Here is a 17083-nt window from a genome sequence, read left to right on the forward strand (position 1 = left end):
ACCGGATTATATGGACAAAAGCGGGCCAGTATGAAAGAGGGACGAGCCAAGGAGACACACCATGACCACCACCCGTTTTGCCCCCTCGCCCACCGGCTACATCCATGTTGGCAACCTGCGCACCGCGCTGTTCAACTATCTGATCGCTGCCAAATCGGGCGGGCAGTTCATCCTGCGCCTTGATGATACCGATCCTGAACGGTCCAAGCAGGAATACGCGGATGCCATCAAGGAAGACCTTGAATGGCTTGGCCTGACATGGGACCGGGTCGAAAAGCAATCCGACCGGCTGGACCGCTATGAGGAAGCCGCCCAGAAACTGCGCGACATGGGCCGGTTTTACGAGTGTTTCGAGACCCCGACCGAGCTGGACCTGAAGCGCAAGAAGCAGCTGAATATGGGCAAGCCGCCGGTCTATGACCGCTCGGCGCTGGCGCTGTCAGACGACGAGAAGTCCAAGCTGCGCGAAGAACGCGGTCAGGGTCACTGGCGGTTCAAGCTGGATCACGAGCGGATCAACTGGACCGATGGCATTCTGGGCGACATCTCGATTGATGCGGCGTCTGTGTCTGACCCGGTGTTGATCCGGGGCGATGGGCAGTTCCTTTATACGCTGGCTTCGGTCTGCGACGACATTGACTTCGGCATCACCGATGTTGTGCGCGGATCGGATCACGTGACCAACACCGCCACGCAAATCCAAATAATCGAGGCCTTGGGCGGCAAGGTTCCAACCTTCGCCCACCACTCGCTTCTGACCGGCCCGCAGGGCGAGGCGCTGTCCAAGCGGCTTGGCACGCTGGCGATCCGCGACTTGCGCGAACGCGGTGTGCAACCGATGGCGCTGCTGAGCCTGCTGGCACGTCTGGGGTCATCGCAACCGGTCGAGCTGCGCAGCTCGCTGGACGAAATTGTCGAGGGGTTCGACCTATCCAGCTTCGGCTCTGCCCCGACCAAATTCGACGTCGAAGACCTGTTCCCGCTGACTGCGCGTTATCTGGGCCACCTGCCGGTGACGGCTGTCGCGGACACGCTGGACGGTCTTGGCGTCCCCGCCGACAAAGCCAACGCCTTCTGGACCGTTGCGCGTGAAAACATCACGACGCTGAGCGATCTGGAGGCCTGGTGGACCCTGTGTCGCGACGGGGCCGACCCGGTGATCGAAGAAGAAGACCGCGAGTTCGTCGCCACCGCGATGGGGCTTCTGCCCGATGGTCCCTACGACGCCGGCAGCTGGTCAAACTGGACCGCCGCCGTAAAAGAAGCCACGGGCCGCAAAGGGCGCGGGCTGTTCATGCCTCTTCGCAAGGCTGTCACAGGCATGAGCCATGGTCCAGATATGTCCGTGCTGTTGCCGCTGTTGCAGGTGATCCGCGCAAAAGTGTAAGCCTTTCGGGTTCATTTTCGAGAAACACTGCAGAAATTTGTTCGATTTGTGCAAATGCATGCCCTATGCGCGGCGAACAAACAGATAGCCGCGCTTGTCCAAATCTGGCTGCCAGTCAGCTTGGTGATCGGACAGGACCCTCTTAAACCCGTCGATGTTGGACGTCTCGTCTGCGATAAGCACCCAGCCCCTTGCGGCAACATGGTCCAGCATACGCTCCAGCACCAAAAGACGCGGCTCCTCGGCCAACATGTGCAATGTTCGGTCTATCAGCACCACATCGAACAGCCCATCCGGCTGATAGGTCCTCAGGTCCGCAACCACACCATCAACCCGCAGCTTTTCCCGGTCCGCGATCTCAGACAGCTCTTTGATGCCATTTGGTGAAAGGTCGACACCTACAACCCGGTGACCCAACCGTGCGATCGGCAAAGCATCCCTGCCCTGCCCGCACCCCAAGTCGAGCACTCGGGCATCCGTACTTTCAAGTTGTTGAAAGAATTTCAGAAAAACTGGCGCTGGCTCGCCCAAGGCCGCCGGCGTTTCTGCGTAGAGTTTGTCGTAATCATATGCCATGGGTTGGGGATATTACCTTTGGCCGTGAAAGGCTAAGTGAAATATTTCGTGATCGCGGCGCTCGTCTGCACCTTCATTGCGCAAGATCGCGTCTGGCGTCAGGCACAAATCTCAGGCACGTTCATATGATCGCGACAGGAGACATGAATGGCCACCAGTGACACGCAAAATGGCCCACGGGCGGCCTTTTTAACGGGCAGCTTGCTCAAGCACATCACGGTTATGTCTCTGACATCCTCGGTCGGGTTGATGGCGATCTTTCTTGTGGACCTTGTCGACATGATCTTCATCTCGATGCTGGGGCATGAGGAACTGGCGGCAGCCGTCGGTTATGCAGGTGCGATCCTGTTTTTCACCACTTCCTTCGGGATCGGTATGTCCATCGCAGCGGGCGCGCTGGTTGCGCGTGCGTTGGGCGAGGGCGACCGGCAAATCGCAAAACGGCGCGCTGCGACCGCGCTTTTGTATGGTGTCGTCATCGGCAGTGCCTTTGCGGCCCTTGTCTGGGCCTTTGTGCCACAACTTACCGCCCTTTTGGGCGCATCCGGCGAGACATTGGCGCTTGCCACCAGCTATCTCAGGATCATCCTGCCAAGCCTGCCCATTTTGATCGTCGGCATGGTCGGAGGCGCGATCTTGCGCGCCCACGGGGATGCGCGCCGCGCGATGATGGCCACGATCTGGGGTGGCGTGATCAACGCGGTGCTTGATCCGATCCTGATCTTTGGGCTGGACCTTGAACTGACTGGAGCGGCTATGGCATCGGTCTGCGCGCGCATGACCATCGCGGCCTTGTCGATATATCCCGTGCTGCGCCATCATGGCGGGCTTGATCGCCCCAACAGTGCCGATTTTCGGGTGGATTTCCCAGCCATTATGACCATCGCCCTGCCCGCCATTCTAACTCAATTCGCGACGCCATTGGGGCAGGCTTATGTCACCCGCGCCATGGCTGAATTTGGCGAAGATGCGGTGGCAGGGATGGCGATTGTCGGGCGATTAATCCCGGTGTCCTTCGCTGTGATCTTCGCCCTTTCAGGCGCAATCGGACCCATCGTCGGCCAGAATTTCGGCGCCGGGAGTCTGGACCGCGTGCGCCGCGCCATACGGGACGGGCTGGTCTTTGTGCTTTGCGTCACGGTGGGTGTTAGTCTGATTTTGTTTCTGGCGCGCGCGCCCATCGCAAATTTGTTCAACGCCGAAGGGCTGAGCCGGGATTTGGTCTATCTGTTCTGTGGGCCCCTTGCCCTCGCATGGTTTTTCAACGGTGTGATTTTTGTAACCAACGCGGGGTTCAATAATCTGGGCCGCCCGTTCTATTCAACCTGGATCAACTGGGGACGCCAAACTTTAGGCACCATACCTTTGGTTATACTGGGTGCATCCCTGTGGGGTGCGCCGGGCGTGCTGATTGGTCAGGCGGCGGGCGGGCTGATCTTCGCGGTCATCGCTTTGGCCCTGTCGGCGCGGGTCTTGCGGATGGCGGAATGTGGCGAATGCGATGCGGATGCACATCCCTATCAGCGTCAGACCCGCCTAATCTCGTTGTTTGGCAACCGTCGATAGGCGCGACAGACCTTCGTCGACAAGGGCGCGCTCTTCATCGCTAAGGATTTGCGCGCGGGGATAGATCGGCGCGGCGCGATCGTCCAGTATCGGGGCATGCCAACCCTCGGTCGTTTCGAAGAAATGGGTGACGCCATCTATGCCGAACTCGGCCAGATACCCCTGCACCACGACGTCGATATAGCTCAGTAATACGGGGTTGTCGTCGGTTGGCGGATGGTGCGCGCCCGCTTCAATCGCATAAAGCGCGACATCCAGATCACCTGCTCCGTGTTGCAATTCCGGCCCCAGAGGAACTCGTCCATAGGCGCGTTCACGTTCATCCAACGCCGCCCAATCCGCGCCCGGCACCGCTGCGATCAGCCCTTCGATGTAGTCGTCGCGATCCGGCACCGCTGTCAGGTAGCACACATCGCGCAGCGGCGAACGTCGCCACGCCCGCCTCCAGCCCACCACGCGGGCTGGCTGTGCGTTTGCAAACACATGGGTCCGTCGGTTCACAAGCGAACCATAACCGAAAAAATACGGATCTTGCATGGGGGTTAGAGTGCCTTCGCATACGCGAGTATTCAAGCTCTTGCCCAAACCGGTGCAGGCGGCTAACTTGACGTCATCGCATCGGGAGAATCTGGTGAAAGCCAGTGCCGAAGGAGCAACCGCCCCGGTAAACTCTCAGGCTCACGGACCGATGCGGCGCACACGACTCTGGAGAGAGGCACATAGATGCCCGCCGAAGGGATAATGATCTCAGGCGACACGGACAGAGGGGGCATCGATGGGCGCGTAAGCGTCCGAACGATGCCGGGCACATGGTTTCCATGACTTTCCGGCGACTAACGGAGGAACGGCCATGAGTGCCCAAGACGACCTGAAACGGACCGGTCTGTATGACCTTCATGTGGAGCTTGGTGCAAAGATGGTGCCGTTTGCGGGCTATGAAATGCCCGTGCAATACCCGCTTGGCGTCATGAAAGAACACCTGCACACCCGTAACGCGGCTGGGTTGTTTGATGTCAGCCATATGGGCCAAGTGATCCTGCGTGGCGAAAATCCCGCCCTGTCGCTAGAACGTATCGTGCCGCAGTCAGTTTTGGCGCTTGCAGAAGGTCGCCAGCGCTATGGCCTTTTCACCAATGACGACGGGGGTATCCTTGACGATCTGATGATCGCCAATCGCGGCGACCATTTGTTTCTTGTTGTGAATGCTGGCTGTAAAGACGCAGATATCGCCCACATGCGTGCGCAATTGACCCATTGCGAGGTCGAAGTCATTGACGACCGCGCGCTTTTGGCCCTGCAAGGCCCTGCCGCCGAAACCGCTCTGGCGCGCTTGGTGCCGATGGCCGCTAATATGAAGTTCATGGATGTGGCAATCACCGATAGCGACTTTGGCGAATTGTGGCTTTCGCGCTCGGGTTATACTGGCGAAGATGGCTATGAAATCTCGGTGCCGGATGCCCACGCCGAAGCTTTCACCCGCGCGCTGCTGGCGATGGAGGAGGTTGAACCTATTGGCCTTGGTGCGCGCGATAGCTTGCGCCTTGAAGCTGGGCTTTGCCTTTACGGCAATGATATCGGCCCGACGACAACCCCAGTCGAAGCGGCTCTTGAATGGGCTGTGCAAAAAATTCGCAAAACCGGCGGTGAACGCGCGAGCGGCTTTCCGGGCGCGGATCGCATTCTGTCGGAATTTGAAAACGGAGCCAGCCGCCGCCGCGTGGGCCTTCTTCCTGAAGGTCGTGCGCCGATGCGCGCAGGCACTGATCTTTATGCTTCTCAAGAAGCTGAGACCCCCATCGGTCAGGTGACATCGGGCGCTTTTGGCCCGTCGATCGAACGGCCTATGTCGATGGGATACGTCACCATTGATCACGCCGAAATCGGCACCAATCTTTTCGGCGATGTGCGCGGCAAGCGCCAGCCGGTTACGGTCGCGGACATGCCGTTCCACCCCACTGCCTATAAACGTTGACCCCAGACACTCAGCAGGAGACACAGAATGAAGTACACCGAAGAACATGAATGGTTGCGCGAAGAAGACGGCGTGTATGTTGTAGGCATCACGATCCATGCTGCCGAACAGCTTGGCGATGTGGTTTTTGTCGAACTGCCCGACGTGGGCGACACGGTTTCGAAAGATGACGAGATCATCGTGATCGAAAGCGTCAAGGCCGCATCGGACATTCTCAGCCCGCTGGACGGCGAAATCACCGAGGTGAACACGCCCATCGCAGACGAGCCCACAAAGATCAACGAAGACGCCGAAGGCGACGGTTGGTTGTTCAAGATCAAGACAACGGACGCAAGCCCACTGGACGATTTCATGGACGAAGCCGCCTATAAGAAATTCATCGGCTGATCCACGGGCATTTGCCCAATTGCCTATACAGCGCAGGGGCTTGATCGGCCCCTGTCCGACCCTACATGCCTGCCCCCGCACGGAGAAATGCCATGTCGTTCACGCCTACCGGTTACAAACCCTATGATTTCGCCAATCGTCGCCATATCGGCCCGTCGCCCACCGAAATGGCCGACATGTTCAAAACCCTTGGCGTCAAGGATCTTGACGACCTGATCGACCAGACCGTTCCCAAAAGCATCCGCCAAGGCGAAGCGTTGGATTGGGGCCCTGCCCTGTCCGAACGAGAGGCCTTGCACAAGATGCGCTATGTTGCGGCGAAGAACGTGGTCATGCGGTCACTTCTGGGTCAGGGCTATCATGGCACAGTGACGCCCCCCGCGATCCAGCGCAACATTCTGGAAAATCCAGCATGGTACACGGCTTATACGCCTTATCAGCCCGAAATCTCGCAAGGCCGCCTTGAAGCGCTGTTGAATTACCAAACGATGATTTCAGACCTGACAGGGCTTGAGATCGCGAACGCCTCGCTTCTGGACGAAGCAACCGCCTGCGCCGAAGCCATGACCATGGGCCAGCGCATTGCCAAGTCGAAAGCCACAAAATTCTTCGTTGACGAAGGCTGCCACCCGCAAAACATCGCAGTGATGAAAACCCGCGCAGAACCGTTGGACATCGAGATTGTCATCGGCAACCCTGAAAAAGATCTGGTCGCAGACGAGGTCTTCGGCGCGATCTTCCAGTACCCCGGCACCTATGGCCGGGTCAGCGATTTCACCGATCAAATTGCCGCCCTGCACGACGCGAAGGCTGTCGGCATCGTGTCGGCTGACCCACTGGCGTTGACCGTGTTGAAGGAACCCGGCGCGATGGGTGCCGATATCGCCGTTGGCTCGTCGCAACGCTTTGGCGTGCCGATGGGCTTTGGTGGTCCGCACGCGGCCTATATGGCGACGGCTGACAAGCATAAACGCTCGATGCCCGGACGTTTGATCGGTGTCTCGATCGATGCGCGTGGCAATCAGGCCTATCGCCTGTCGCTGCAAACCCGCGAACAGCACATCCGCCGCGAGAAGGCGACGTCGAACGTCTGCACGGCGCAGGCGTTGCTGGCTGTGATGGCTGGATTCTATGCTGTGTTCCACGGTCCCGAGGGCCTAAAAGCGATTGCGCAAGACGTGCATCTGAAAACCGTACGTCTGGCCAAAGGGCTTGAGGATGCGGGCTTCACCATAACGTCCAAGCACTTCTTTGACACGATCACGGTGCATGTCGGTGCGCTTCAAAACACCGTGCTGAAATCGGCGCGCGAGGAAGGCATCAACCTGCGTCCCGTCAGCACTGAATATATTGGCATCACGCTGGACGAGGCCACCCGGCCTGCCGTAATCGAAGGCGTCTGGCGCGCGTTTGGGATCACCCGCAGCTATGATGACAGCGACAACGAATATCGTCTGCCAGATGCCAGCCTGCGGACATCCGAGTATCTGACCCACCCGGTTTTCCACATGAACCGTGCCGAAACCGAGATGATGCGCTACATGCGCCGTCTGGCCGACCGCGACCTGGCGCTTGACCGTGCGATGATCCCGCTAGGGTCCTGCACCATGAAGCTGAATGCGGCGGCCGAGATGATGCCCATCTCGTGGCGAGAGTTCGCGTATATCCACCCGATGGCCCCGGAAAGTCAGATCGGCGGCTACGTTGAAATGATCGAGGATCTCAAGCAGAAGCTGTGCCTGATCACCGGCTATGACGACATGTCGATGCAGCCGAATTCCGGCGCGCAAGGTGAATATGCGGGGCTTCTGACCATTCAGGCCTATCATCGGGCGCAAGGTCAGGGTGAGCGGAAGGTCTGCCTGATCCCGATTTCTGCGCACGGCACCAACCCGGCATCCGCTCATATGGTGGGGCTGGATGTGGTGGTCGTGAAATCAGCGGAGAATGGCGACATTGATCTGGACGATTTCCGCGCCAAGGCCGAAGCCGCGGGCGACAAACTGGCGGCCTGCATGATCACCTATCCGTCGACCCATGGCGTGTTCGAAGAAACTGTGCGCGAAGTTTGCCAGATCACCCATGATCACGGCGGACAGGTTTATATCGACGGCGCGAACCTGAACGCGATGGTCGGTCTGTCCAAATTGGGCGAGATTGGCGGCGACGTCAGCCACCTGAACCTGCACAAAACTTTCGCCATCCCGCATGGCGGCGGCGGCCCCGGCATGGGGCCGATTGGTGTCAAAGCCCACCTTGCCCCGCACCTGCCGGGCAACGGGCTGGTTGGGGAAGAGGGCGCGGTGTCCGCAGCCCCCTTCGGATCGGGTTCGATCCTGCCGATCAGCTGGGCTTACGTGCTGATGATGGGGGGCGACGGGCTGACACAGGCGACCAAGGTCGCGATCCTGAACGGCAACTATATCGCCACCCGCCTGAAAGGTGCGTTCGACGTGCTGTTCACCGGTCACAATGGCCGCGTGGCGCATGAATGTATCATCGACACGCGGCCCTTTGACGAAAGCGCAGGGGTCACCGTGGACGACATCGCCAAACGGCTGATCGATAACGGCTTCCACGCCCCAACGATGAGCTGGCCTGTTTCGGGCACCCTGATGATCGAACCCACCGAGTCCGAAACCAAGGCCGAATTGGACCGTTTCTGCGATGCCATGCTCGCCATTCGCGAAGAAATTCGTGAGATTGAAGACGGCAAGATTGACCCCGAAAACAATCCGCTGAAACACGCGCCACACACCTATGTGGACCTTGTTGGGGAATGGGATCGTCCCTATAGCCGCGAACAGGGGTGTTTCCCGGCGGGCAGCTTCCGCGTCGACAAGTATTGGGCGCCGGTGAACCGGGTCGACAACGTCTATGGCGACCGTCACTTGGTCTGCACATGCCCGCCGCTGACGGATTATCTCGACGAAAACTGAGCATCGCGAAACCTGCGAACAAAAAACGGGCGGTGGAGTGATCCATCGCCCGTAATCTTTTTTCTCAAAGCCTTAGGCTTTCGACCGCTCCAGCATTCCGAATAGATCGCGCGGGTCATCCGGGTCTGCCAGCATATCAAGCTGCGTAAAGAACTCTGTGCCTTCGATCGACTTGAGGATGTAGCGCAAAGCCGAGAAATCCTCAATTGCGAAACCGACGCTATCGAACAGTGTGATTTCTTTGTCGGTGCGACGACCCGCTGCCTGACCAGTGATCACCTGCCACAGCTCGGTAATCTTGTGATCTTTATCCAGTTGCTGAATTTCGCCCTCAATCCATGTCTGTTCGGGATATTCCACGAAGATGTTTGAGCGCAGAAGGATGTCGCGGTGAAGTTCTGTTTTGCCGGGGCAATCGCCGCCGATGGCGTTGATATGCACGCCCTCTCCGATCATGTTGTCGGTCAGGATCGTGGCATATTGCTTGTCGGCGGTGCAGGTGGTGATGATCTGCGCGCCTTCCATGCTTTCCTCACCGGTTTTGCACGGCACAACGGTCAGACCTTGCCCGGCCAGATTGCGGGCGCATTTTTCGGTCGCCGCAGGGTCCACATCGAAAAGACGCACTGTGTCGATGCCACAGATCGCTTTGAAAGCAAGGCACTGGAATTCGGACTGCGCACCATTGCCGATCATCGCCATCGTCGTCGCGCCCTTGGGGGCCAGATGCTTGGCGACCATTGCCGACGTAGCGGCGGTGCGCAATGCGGTCAGCACGGTCATCTCGCTGAGCAGCTTGGGATAGCCCGAGTTCACATCCGCCAAAAGGCCAAACGCGGTAACGGTTTGCAGCCCCTCTTTCGTGTTCTTCGGGTGGCCATTCACATATTTGAAGCCATACATCTCGCCGTCCGAGGTCGGCATAAGCTCGATCACCCCTACGTCCGAATGGCTGGCGACACGCGGGGTTTTGTCAAACAGCTCCCACCGTTTGAAATCGGCTTCGATCTCGTCGGCAAGTTCAATCAGCACCTTTTCAATGCCGATATGGTGGACAAGACCCATCATGTGTTCAACCGACACAAAGGGCACATAAGCAAGTTCAGATGGAAGTGGGGGCATCGGATGTCCTTTCGACATACGGGATCAATAGCTTTGCGTGCGGCGGTCCAGAACGCGGCGGCCAAACAGGCTTGCGGTCAGGTCCACCATCAACCGGGCGGTGCGGCCGCGGTCGTCAAGAAACGGGTTCAGTTCGACCAGATCGAGCGATGAGACGAGGTTGCTATCATGCAGCATCTCCATGATGTGGTGCGCCTCGCGGAAGGTCGCGCCGCCGGGGACAGTGGTGCCGACAGCCGGGGCGATGGCGGGCTCGATGAAATCCACATCAAGGCTGACATGCAGCAGCCCGTTTGCCTGTGCCACCTGATCCAGAAACGGTAAAAGAAGTTTGGCCAGACCGTTTTCGTCAATCGTGCGCATGTCATAGGCGTGTGCGCCCGAGGCCTGCAGCAAGTCCCGTTCCATCCCGTCAACGGACCGCAGCCCGATCATGCAAACATTCAGGGGGTCAAGGCGCGCAGGCAGCGGTTTGCCCAGCATGTCCGGAAACCCATCAAGGCCGCAGGCAAAGGCAACCGGCATCCCGTGGATGTTGCCGCTGGGCGAGGACGCCGGGATGTTAAAGTCAGAATGCGCATCCAGCCACAGCACATATTGCGGACGCCCCATTTCGGCGGCCGCGGCCACATGGCCGGTCACGGTTCCCAGCGACAAGGCATGGTCGCCGCCAAGATAGATTGGCAGCACATCCTGTTTCGCCAGATCATAGGCGTGACGGTGCAAGCTGCGCGCCCAGCCTGCGACCTCGGGCAGGAATTTCAGGTGATCATGCTCGGTCGCAATTTGATCGACCGGATCGCGCTGTGCATCGCCCATATCAACAACTGCGTGACCCAACGACGCCAGCTCTTCCGCCAGTCCGGCTGTACGATAGGCGGCGGGGCCCATGATGCAGCCACGACGGCCAGCGCCTTCTTCGATTGGCGCACCAAGCAGGTGGATATTGGTCATGAGGCGTCTCCTTCAGGAATTGAGTGCGGGCGCGGGCTTAGGTGAATGCCTGCAATGGTACACCGAACCGACCCCCCGGCCATTTCTATTGTTGGAATGTCCAGCGGCAGGATATCTAAATGGGCTTCGATGCGGTTGCGTTGTTCCGGTTGCAGGGCGTTAAGCGCACGCGTTGACATCGCCAGCAGACGACGGTCGCGCCCCTGAAGCTCAATCGCGTTGCCGGCGAAATTCGCGATCTGTTGCTGGCTCAGTTCGATGACATCGCGGTCGCCTTGCGCCAACCTTGCGCGCAGTTCTTCCCGCCGCCCAGCATCTTTGATCGTCTGCAACCCGATCAGGGCCACATCGCTGCCGATGCACATCAACACATTGGTATGATAGATCGGCAGGCCGCCCGCATCAAAGGCATCAAACACCATAGGCTCATAGTTGAAATGGGTGCAAAATCGCTCCAACAACACTTCGCTGGTGCGTTTGGATCGCGCCGCATAGGCAACCCGTTCCACATGGTCCAAAACCATCGCGCCAGTGCCTTCCAAGAAAAGCGCGTCCTGTTCCAGCCCGGAATAATCAATGATGTCCTGCACGCGATAGCGCTGCTTGAGCATCTCAAGCACATCGGCGCGCCGTTCGATCCTACGGTTGGGGGAATACATCGGGTAAACCGCCACATGCCCGCCGGGATGGGTCGAAAACCAGTTGTTTGGAAACACAGCGTCGGGGCGGTCATCGCGCGGGTCATCGAACAGGTGCACCTTTACGCCGGCGTCGCGCAAAGTCTGGACGGCGGTTGACACCTCAGCCTGCGCACGTGACGCCAGATCACCCACTGCCCCGGCGGGTGCGTCCGTCTGAAATCCATTGTCCCGCGCCGTTTCGCCATTTGGGCGAAAATGATGCGGACGGATCATGATGACAGCGCTTGGCGCCTGAAGCGAGCTTTGCGGCATTTGAGTCTCTTGTCAGAATGAATACCCCAACCTAACACCTTCATGTTTTCGAGAATAATATGCAAAGTTAGTATTTGTGTTTGAAATACTTGCCATTTCGCCAATATTTGCATAACAATCTGCTATGCATATCTTCGACGACCTTGATCGCAATCTGATCGCCATTCTACGCGAGGATGGGCGCGCACCGATATCCAAACTGGCCGAAATCCTCGGCGTCTCGCGCGCAACCGTGCAGGCACGACTGGATCGTCTGTTGGACAGTGGCGCAGTGCTGGGCTTTACAATTCGCGCGCGCCAAGATCATGGGCCGGACGGTGTGCACGCGATCATGATGATCGAAGTGTCGGGCAAATCCACCACCGCAGTGATCAAGCGTCTGCGTGGGCTGCCCGAGCTGCGCAGCCTGCATTCAACCAATGGCAAATGGGATCTGGTCGCTCAGCTGACCGCCGAAAGCCTGACGGATTTCGACCGCGTGTTGCGCGACGTGCGCGTGGTTGAAGGCATCACCAACAGCGAAACAAGTATTCTGCTAAGCACGGTGTGATCCCTTGACGAAGAGCCACAGCACAATCATATGCGGATAACAGAATACAAAGGAGCCCTCCCATGGCCACTTCCGCAAAGATGACATGCCTTGACTGCGGCACCGTGAACCGTGTGCCAGCTGACAAGCTAAGCGCTGGCCCGAAATGCGGCACCTGCGGCGCGAAATTAGTGGACGGTAAGGTGCGAGAGCTAGACCCGGCCACGCTGACCAAGGCCGCCAAGAATGACAACACGCCGCTACTGGTCGACTTCTGGGCCCCGTGGTGTGGCCCGTGCCGAACCATGGCCCCTGCGTTCGCGCGAGCGGCGCGATCCATGGCCCCACAGGTTCGGTTTGCCAAGATCAACACCGAAGACCACCCGAAAGTGTCGATGAAGAACAACATCCGGGGCATTCCGGCGCTTATCCTCTACCAAAACGGCAAAGAGGTCGCGCGCCATGCCGGTGCCATCCCTGCCAACGCGATCGAGGCGTTCGTGCGCAAAAACGCCAAAATTTAGGGTTGGCGAGGTATCCTGACTATTTCTGTCAGAACTACTTTACCTTGCTGCAATCCACCCCTAAAACTAGGCGCGTTCTGCAGGAGCTCGTCCGATGCGCTATCCCCTTTCGCTGGTGCTTTTTCTGGTCGCCAGCCATATGGCCACCGCACAAGACATCGCCCCTTGGGGCGAGCCGCATCTGTCGCCCACCCCCCGCACGGACGCCGAAGTCGCCCGTATTAACGCCGCAACCCAAACCGACCCCACACAACTTTCCCCGTATGAGGGCCGCCCGGCGGGCGCGGCCATTTTGATGACGCCCCTTGACCACACCCAGTTTTCGCACCCTGTATCGGACCTGACACCTGATCAGGCCCTTGATTTTGCACTTGGCGAGGCGTTGTTTGAGAAGCTTTGGGTGCAAGCCCCCGCCTCAACAATCTCATCCGACGGGCTTGGCCCGCTTTACAATGCGCGCGCCTGTTCGGCCTGTCACATCAATGGCGGGCGTGGGCATCCGCCAGAAGATCACACGGACGGCACACCCGGTCTTGTCCTGCGCTTGTCGCAAACCGGAGCGGACAGCGCGGCGCAACCGGACCCAAATTACGGCTATCAGGTGCAAGATCGCGCGATCACTGGGCATTTGGCTGAAGCTTCGGTGAATGTGACCTATTCAACGCGACAAGTAACGATGGCGGACGGGGTCACCATCGACCTTCGCGTTCCGCAATACGCGCTTGAAAACCCAGCATATGGGGCTTTGGCGGAAGGCACGATGACCTCGCCGCGGGTCGCGCCGCAGATGATCGGACTTGGCCTGCTGGAAGCGGTGCGAGAAGCTGATATCCTTGCCAATGCAGACCCGGACGACGCCGACGGAGATGGCATCTCGGGCCGTCCAAACCGGGTTTGGTCACGCGAATTCGGCCAATGGATGTTGGGGCGGTTCGGCCATAAGGCTGGCAACCCCACACTGCGCCAACAGACGGCAGACGCCGCGAACGGTGACATCGGCCTATCCAGCACGCTGTTCCCCACGGCCTATGGCGACTGCACCGATCTGCAGCACACATGCCGCACCGCACCGCACGGCAATACGCCCGCGCAGAATGATCGAGAGCTTGGCGACACAGTGCTGGACCTTATGACGTTTTACGCAGCCAACCTGGCAGTACCAGCGCGCCAGAATGCCGACAACGCGCGGGTGTTAGACGGCAAGGCGCTTTTTCACTCCGCTGGCTGTGCCGCCTGCCACCAACCCAACTTCGTTACCCACCGTCTGCCTGACCAATCTGCGCGATCCTTTCAACTGATCTGGCCCTACACCGACCTGTTGCTGCACGACATGGGTGAAGGGCTGGCGGATCATCGCCCGGAATGGCAGGCTACGGGCCAGGAATGGCGCACGCCACCCTTGTGGGGCATCGGTCGAACCGGTGAGGTCAGCGGGCAAACGAGTTTTCTTCATGACGGGCGCGCACGCACATTGCTGGAAGCCATCCTCTGGCACGGGGGCGAGGCCAAGGGCGCACGCGAAAACGTGCGTCTTATGGAAGCCCCGGATCGTGCAGCCCTGATCGCATTTTTGGAGTCATTATGAAACGCCTCGCCACCTTCGTTGCCGCCTGCCTGATGCCCATTATGGCACTGGCAGCAGACCCCGCCCCCACAACCGACCACGCGGCAGTCGCCGAGCGCGTCATAGAGGTACTCCAACGCCAATTTGGTGCGTTTCGGAAGGGGGCGGCGACGTTGGCCGACCAATCGCGCGCATTTTGTGATGGCGATGGTTCGCGCAAGCAAGTCGATGACGCGTTCGCGGCAACCTGGCGCGCTTGGGCACCTTTGGATGCCTATCAGTTCGGACCAATTGAAACGCAAGCCGCCGCGTTGACCGTCAACTTTTTTCCTGACAAGAAAAACTTCGTTGGACGCGCCGTGTCTGCGTTGCTGAAACGCCCGGACAGTGAACAGGCCGACCCCACCATCATTGCTGCGTCCAGCGCTGCCGGGCAGGGGTTGCCAGCGCTTGAACGGCTGTTATTTGACGACCAAAAAACCTGTCCGGCGCTTGTCGGTGTGTCCGCCAACCTCGCCCGGATTGCGTCGGATCTTCATGACGGGTGGTTCGCGCCCGATGGTTGGGCTGCCCTTGTCATGGACGCCGGATCAGAGAACCCCGTTTACCTGTCGCACCGCGAATTCACCCGCCAGATGTACACTGCAATTGGGTTTTCAATCATGCGCCTGCGTGATCACCGGATCGGACGCCCCCTTGGAACCTATGCGCGCAGCTTCCCCAAACGGTCCGAGGCGTGGCGGTCCGGCCTGACCAACGACCTCATGATCGCGCAGCTTGGCGGTATCACCAAAATTGTCGAGCAGGGGTTCGCAGGAGCCATACCCGACCTGTCGCGCGCTTCCATTGCGAAAATGATCGACGACACTCAGACACGCGTGCGCGATATCGGTGCGCCATTACCGCAGGCACTGAACAACCCGCAGACGCGGTTCCGTGTTGAAGCGCTACAAAACCAACTGGATCACCTGCAATCGCAATTGGATCAGCACGTCGGGGCGCATCTGGACGTTGAGGCTGGGTTTAGCGCAGGCGATGGGGACTAAGCTCATGAAACGACGCAGCTTTCTTGCAGGGGCCTCCGCCAACCTTGGGTTGGTCAGCGTGACACCGTCGGCTTGGGCAGCGGTCGGGGCGCCTGACTTTGTCACCGCCGCGAACCGGGCCGACAAGACGTCTTGGTTGGTTGGTCTGACGCGCGTTGGCGATGTGGTGTTTGAAATCCCAATTCCAAGCCGGGGTCATGCCGCAGCGGTCCACCCGCAGGCCGCCGAAACCGTCGCCTTCGCGCGCCGTCCCGGCCGCTTTGCGGTGGTGATCGACTGTGAACACGGCCACGAGGTCGCGCGGCTGCAAAGCCCGAAAGGACGACATTTCTATGGCCACGGCGCGTATGCGGCGGATGGAAAGACGCTATTTACCACGGAAAACGATTACGACACGCCCGCGGGTATTCTGGGCATCTGGGACACGGCCGATGGCTATCGGCGGATCGGGGAGGTGCCATCGGGCGGCATCGGCCCCCATGAAATCTTGCGCTTGCCAGATGGCAATTTCGTGGTCGCCAATGGCGGCATTCAAACGCACCCTGACATGGACCGGGCGAAACTTAACCTGCCGGATATGCGCACCAACCTGACCTATGTGTCACCGCAGGCGACCATGCTCGATCAGATCGAGTTGACGGGAGAGATGCACCAAAACTCGATCCGCCATATCGCGATTGATGGTCAGGGGGCGGTCGTCACGGCATTGCAATGGCAGGGTGTGCCGACCAAACAAGTGCCACTTGTGTTGCACCATACACGCGACGAAAGCCCGGAGTTTTTGGTCCATCCGGACGACGAGCGGTTGAAGAATTATGCCGGGTCCATCGCCGTTTGCCCACAGACCGGAGACATCGCCGTTACGGGGCCGAAAGGCAGCCATGTGATCTATTTTGATGGCGCGGGCACCCCGGCAGGCAGCGTGACACGTGGCACTGCGTCAGGCGTTGCGCCCGCGCCAGATGGCGGCCTGGCGATCACCTGTGAAGGCGGTTTCGTTCATCGGGTGAACGGGCGTGAAACATTCATACCTGTTGGCCAAGACTGGTCATGGGACAATCACCTGATCGCGCTTTAACACCGGGTCAGTCCAAAAAATCCCAGGTGTTCGCGCCATCAAACCGGCGTATTTTCAGGTCGTCGGTCACCTCCGGCGGGGCCATGCGCAGGTTGACCGCGAACCGATCCGTTTCCGCGCTTTCGCCGGGACCCCAATGGGTCATGCAACCGCACGCCTTGCAGAAATGGAAGCTGATCAAACGGTCACCCCATGAATAGGTCGTCAGATTGTCCTGCCCAGACAGGATCGCGCCCTCATTCGGCGGGCAATGCGCCCAAAGCGCACCATAGCGGCGGCAGATTGAACAATTGCAGGAAACGACAAATTCTGGCGGGCTGACCTCGAAAGTGACGGCTCCGCAATGGCACGCGCCTTTGATTTTTTTGGGCATTTTGACCTCCAGAAATTGATCTGGGAAGGCTCGCAGACCGAAGAATAAAATGCAACTTTGACCCTCCAAGAAAGAAACGGCCCCGCTTGGGGGCCGCTCTTTAGACGTGTCGT

Annotated in this window: 16 protein-coding genes and 1 riboswitch; of the genes, 10 read left to right on the top strand and 6 right to left on the bottom strand. The window is 59.1% G+C overall.

Annotation, left to right across the window (positions count from 1 at the left end; translation table 11 throughout):
- Positions 1–61 precede the first annotated feature (61 nt).
- Positions 62–1387: a glutamate--tRNA ligase gene (gene gltX, locus MUY35_RS10095; protein WP_248367386.1), complete on the top strand. Its 1326-nt coding sequence runs from the start codon at positions 62–64 to the stop codon at positions 1385–1387.
- A 63-nt stretch (positions 1388–1450) separates the two neighbouring features.
- On the opposite strand, the gene MUY35_RS10100 is transcribed toward gltX, so the two are convergent.
- Positions 1451–1963: a class I SAM-dependent methyltransferase gene (locus MUY35_RS10100; RefSeq protein WP_248367390.1), complete on the bottom strand. Its 513-nt coding sequence runs from the start codon at positions 1961–1963 to the stop codon at positions 1451–1453.
- A 147-nt stretch (positions 1964–2110) separates the two neighbouring features.
- On the opposite strand from MUY35_RS10100, the gene MUY35_RS10105 reads away from it, so the two are divergent.
- Positions 2111–3529, top strand: coding sequence for an MATE family efflux transporter (locus tag MUY35_RS10105; protein WP_248367406.1), 1419 nt, complete (start codon positions 2111–2113; stop codon positions 3527–3529).
- Here MUY35_RS10105 and MUY35_RS10110 read toward each other — a convergent pair.
- Entirely contained in the window at positions 3500–4066 is a 567-nt protein-coding gene (locus MUY35_RS10110) for a gamma-glutamylcyclotransferase family protein (RefSeq protein WP_248367408.1), read from the bottom strand. The two genes, MUY35_RS10105 and MUY35_RS10110, sit on opposite strands and share 30 nt — an antisense overlap.
- Positions 4067–4138: 72 nt before the next feature.
- A riboswitch (glycine riboswitch) is annotated at positions 4139–4227 on the top strand.
- A gap of 152 nt (positions 4228–4379) precedes the next feature.
- Between MUY35_RS10110 and gcvT the strand changes: the two genes are divergently transcribed.
- The 3 genes from gcvT to gcvP all read left to right on the top strand — a co-directional run bounded on the left by gcvT (position 4380) and on the right by gcvP (position 8827).
- Positions 4380–5501: a glycine cleavage system aminomethyltransferase GcvT gene (gcvT, locus tag MUY35_RS10115; protein WP_248367411.1), complete on the top strand. Its 1122-nt coding sequence runs from the start codon at positions 4380–4382 to the stop codon at positions 5499–5501.
- 27 nt (positions 5502–5528) lie between these two features.
- Positions 5529–5888: a glycine cleavage system protein GcvH gene (gene gcvH, locus MUY35_RS10120; protein ID WP_248367413.1), complete on the top strand. Its 360-nt coding sequence runs from the start codon at positions 5529–5531 to the stop codon at positions 5886–5888.
- A gap of 92 nt (positions 5889–5980) precedes the next feature.
- Complete coding sequence (gene gcvP / locus MUY35_RS10125) at positions 5981–8827, top strand: aminomethyl-transferring glycine dehydrogenase (RefSeq protein WP_248367416.1); 2847 nt, start codon at positions 5981–5983, stop codon at positions 8825–8827.
- A 72-nt stretch (positions 8828–8899) separates the two neighbouring features.
- Here gcvP and MUY35_RS10130 read toward each other — a convergent pair whose 3' ends face one another.
- The 3 genes from MUY35_RS10130 to MUY35_RS10140 are packed head-to-tail and all read right to left on the bottom strand — an operon-like array spanning position 8900 to position 11856.
- Positions 8900–9949 carry an ornithine cyclodeaminase gene (locus MUY35_RS10130; RefSeq protein WP_248367418.1) on the bottom strand — a complete coding sequence of 350 codons (1050 nt, stop codon included), beginning with the start codon at positions 9947–9949 and terminating at the stop codon, positions 8900–8902.
- Between the two features lie 24 nt (positions 9950–9973).
- Positions 9974–10903 carry an arginase gene (rocF, locus tag MUY35_RS10135; RefSeq protein WP_248367420.1) on the bottom strand — a complete coding sequence of 310 codons (930 nt, stop codon included), beginning with the start codon at positions 10901–10903 and terminating at the stop codon, positions 9974–9976.
- Complete coding sequence (locus MUY35_RS10140) at positions 10900–11856, bottom strand: arginine deiminase-related protein (protein WP_248367424.1); 957 nt, start codon at positions 11854–11856, stop codon at positions 10900–10902. Before MUY35_RS10140 ends, rocF begins: the two co-directional genes overlap by 4 nt.
- Positions 11857–11980: 124 nt before the next feature.
- On the opposite strand from MUY35_RS10140, the gene MUY35_RS10145 reads away from it, so the two are divergent.
- The 5 genes from MUY35_RS10145 to MUY35_RS10165 all read left to right on the top strand — a co-directional run bounded on the left by MUY35_RS10145 (position 11981) and on the right by MUY35_RS10165 (position 16597).
- On the top strand, positions 11981–12406 hold the full coding sequence (locus tag MUY35_RS10145; RefSeq protein WP_248367426.1) for an Lrp/AsnC family transcriptional regulator: 426 nt from the start codon (positions 11981–11983) through the stop codon (positions 12404–12406).
- A 62-nt stretch (positions 12407–12468) separates the two neighbouring features.
- Positions 12469–12909: a thioredoxin TrxC gene (gene trxC, locus MUY35_RS10150; RefSeq protein WP_248367434.1), complete on the top strand. Its 441-nt coding sequence runs from the start codon at positions 12469–12471 to the stop codon at positions 12907–12909.
- A 94-nt stretch (positions 12910–13003) separates the two neighbouring features.
- The gene (locus MUY35_RS10155; RefSeq protein WP_248367437.1) at positions 13004–14494 is read left to right on the top strand and encodes a di-heme oxidoredictase family protein; all 1491 of its coding nucleotides are present in this window, start codon (positions 13004–13006) and stop codon (positions 14492–14494) included.
- Positions 14491–15519, top strand: a complete 1029-nt coding sequence (locus MUY35_RS10160) for an imelysin family protein (RefSeq protein ID WP_248367440.1) — start codon at positions 14491–14493, stop codon at positions 15517–15519. The genes MUY35_RS10155 and MUY35_RS10160 overlap by 4 nt, the downstream gene beginning before the upstream one ends.
- Before the next feature lie 4 nt (positions 15520–15523).
- Positions 15524–16597 carry a DUF1513 domain-containing protein gene (locus tag MUY35_RS10165; protein WP_248367443.1) on the top strand — a complete coding sequence of 358 codons (1074 nt, stop codon included), beginning with the start codon at positions 15524–15526 and terminating at the stop codon, positions 16595–16597.
- Between the two features lie 7 nt (positions 16598–16604).
- On the opposite strand, the gene MUY35_RS10170 is transcribed toward MUY35_RS10165, so the two are convergent.
- Positions 16605–16970: a GFA family protein gene (locus MUY35_RS10170; RefSeq protein ID WP_248367445.1), complete on the bottom strand. Its 366-nt coding sequence runs from the start codon at positions 16968–16970 to the stop codon at positions 16605–16607.
- Positions 16971–17083: the final 113 nt, after the last annotated feature.

This window comes from Aliiroseovarius sp. S1339, from assembly GCF_023195695.1.
Classification (GTDB): domain Bacteria; phylum Pseudomonadota; class Alphaproteobacteria; order Rhodobacterales; family Rhodobacteraceae; genus Aliiroseovarius.